The organism is Frankia sp. AgKG'84/4, assembly GCF_023242965.2.
Taxonomy (GTDB): domain Bacteria; phylum Actinomycetota; class Actinomycetes; order Frankiales; family Frankiaceae; genus Frankia.
In genome coordinates this window covers 1-1,206 of sequence record NZ_JALKFU020000754.1, presented here as the reverse complement: position 1 = coordinate 1,206, position 1,206 = coordinate 1, and the positions used below count along the sequence as shown (strand labels likewise).

1 pseudogene is annotated in these 1,206 nt (G+C 78.0%); it reads left to right on the top strand.

Going from position 1 to position 1,206, the window contains the following annotated elements:
* Positions 1-1,206, top strand: a pseudogene (locus tag MXD58_RS24975) (histidine kinase); the annotation flags it as partial.

Sequence of the window (1,206 nt, the reverse complement as noted above, 5' to 3'; positions counted from 1 at the left end):
GGCCCGGCCGGCGACAGCGGCCCCCGCGACGGCGACCGACCGGCCATCGATGCGGGACAACGCACGAACGGCCTCGCGGCCCTGCCCGGCACCGGACCGACCAACGGAGCCGGCAACAGGCAACGCCCGGGCGCCGAGCCGGCCACCCGGGGCAGCATCTTCGACGACAAGAGCGGACCGGGGCGCCTGCCCAACACCGGCCCGTTCCCGCTCACCGGCCCGCTGGCCGCGCAGATCGGCTCCGACCGGACCGGCCCGCTGCCGACCACCGACCGCCGCGGCCTCGGCGTGGAGGCATTCGGCGGCGGACGGACCAACCGGGACGATCCCGGCGGCGGATCGGACACCCCGGCGGACACCGGCCCGGTCTCCCTCGACACCGACCTCACCCCGCAGCGCGAGCCGCAGGCACCCGACCAGCCGGTGGAGTACGACCGCGAGGCGACCGAACTCCCCTTGCCGCGTGAGGGGACCGGACCGAAGGGCCGTGGCCGCCCGGGGTCGGGCGTCACCCCAGAAACTGAGCACATCGAGCGGCGCGGCCCCGCTGCCCGCCGCGACCGCCCGGCACCGGACGTGACGAGCCCGATGTCGTTCGGCGACAACCGGTGGCCGACCCGCCCTCGACCGGCCGAGATCGACCAGCAGCCGGTCGACCGGGAGGAATCGGCGCCCAGGCTCCCCGTTCGCGGGCGGCCGGGGCCCGGGGCCGAGCGGATCCCGACCGGGCCGGTGGGCGGCGTGTTCGCCCCCGTCGACCGCGGACCCGTCGACCGCGGACCCGTCGACGGTGAGCAGCCGGCTGACCCGCCGACCGCGACCGCGTCGGCAACCGGCCCGCAGCACGGGGGCCCACCCGTGGCGGACACCGGACCCCGCCCCCAGATCCCCACCGGGCCGCAGCGCCTGACGGGACCGCAGCCGCCCACCGGACAGGAGGCGACCGGACCCGGTCGGCGTCCCGCCGAGGTGGCCGCCGAGGTGGCCGCCGAGGTGGCCGCCGCCGAGAACACCGGCGAGCAGCCCACCGCGGACGCGGAAGGGGACGAGTACGAGACCTCGCCGATCTTCGACTCGGTGTCGGCATGGTTCCAGCGCCGTAGCCCGGCCGATGAGCCCGCACCGGCACCGGCTCGGCCGGCACCGTCCGTGGAGCCGGCGGCGGCCGCTCCACCGGTCCGGCCGGCCGGACGCTCGGGCCTCTGC